The organism is Bartonella sp. TT110JLCBS, from assembly GCF_042193405.1.
Taxonomy (GTDB): domain Bacteria; phylum Pseudomonadota; class Alphaproteobacteria; order Rhizobiales; family Rhizobiaceae; genus Bartonella.
In genome coordinates this window covers 1-996 of record NZ_JBHILT010000139.1, presented here as the reverse complement: position 1 = coordinate 996, position 996 = coordinate 1, and the positions used below count along the sequence as shown (strand labels likewise).

At 37.1% G+C, this 996-nt stretch carries 2 protein-coding genes and 1 pseudogene; 1 reads left to right on the top strand and 2 read right to left on the bottom strand.

Annotated elements, in window-relative coordinates; all coding sequences use genetic code 11:
• Together ACFILW_RS10060 and ACFILW_RS10055 are read right to left on the bottom strand one after the other, a co-directional pair.
• Positions 1-458, bottom strand: a pseudogene (locus ACFILW_RS10060) (phage antirepressor Ant); the annotation flags it as partial.
• Complete coding sequence (locus ACFILW_RS10055; protein WP_004859798.1) at positions 451-654, bottom strand: Arc family DNA-binding protein; 204 nt, start codon at positions 652-654, stop codon at positions 451-453. The gene ACFILW_RS10055 and the pseudogene ACFILW_RS10060, both read right to left, overlap by 8 nt.
• Positions 655-729: 75 nt before the next feature.
• Here ACFILW_RS10055 and ACFILW_RS10050 point away from each other — a divergent pair, with 75 nt between their 5' ends.
• Complete coding sequence (locus ACFILW_RS10050) at positions 730-954, top strand: Arc family DNA-binding protein (protein ID WP_375608671.1); 225 nt, start codon at positions 730-732, stop codon at positions 952-954.
• The last annotated feature ends 42 nt before the right edge of the window (positions 955-996 follow it).

The window sequence follows — 996 nt, the reverse complement described above, 5'->3', positions numbered from 1 at the left end:
TTTGGTTCTAATTTAGCAATGATATTGTCTTTCCGCTCGTTTTCATCTTTTAAATGCGTTAAGACACCAAGCATTACTGCTGGACTGGAGTAGTCGATCGATTGAACATAGGATTGCTTTATCTCGCCCCTACGCCATGCAACAAATAACTTAATAAGCATATAACGGACTTGAGAAGATTTTTCTGTATTCGATAATGTCGCAATCAATAACGCCTGCTCTTCGTTAAGCCAATATTCTGTTACGTTATTGCCCTTTATTACGTGCGCCACAGTGGCGCACCTCCCAAACCGTTCTATTTCTTGCATATTTCTTGTAATTAATTTTCTAACGTCACGTATACGAACAAACCCTAATTTTTCTGCTAAGTCCACATCGCGAACACGAGGCTCGTTTTCGACTTCTCGTAATTTGATTAATTTGTCTTTATTGATAGGTAAGTATGTGTTATTATTCATTGTAATTGACCTCTTTCAGGTTAGTTAGATGTAAAGCGTTAGAGAGAGTTTTTGCGGACTTATGCTCTAGCGCTTTTTCTTTTTTGAGAATGTTAATTATTTCAGATGAAAGAGAGCGATCATTCTCAGTCGCCCGATTAAACAACCACTCCTTTAATGTATGTGGCATATTTATTTTATATTGGATCGTTTTCATTTTACCTCCATATGCACATATTTAGTACCATAAAGGTACCTTGTGTCAAGTGTATTTTAGGTATATTTTAGGTGCATGACAAAAAAAGATCGTGTGCAATTTAAATTTCTCATTCCAATTGAACTGAAAAATCAATTGGAAGAGCTTGCTGAAGCAAATCATCGTAGCCTTACGGGTGAAATTCTTGCTCGTTTAGAAGGTTCTGTCCGCACTACCGTTACATTAAATCACCTACTGGCAATGAATTCAGAAGATCTCAAAAAGCTCCTTGAACAACCACTCGTGAATAAAAAACAATAAGATGCCACACATAGCCCCCTCAGAACGCTTTAAGCCTTCAAG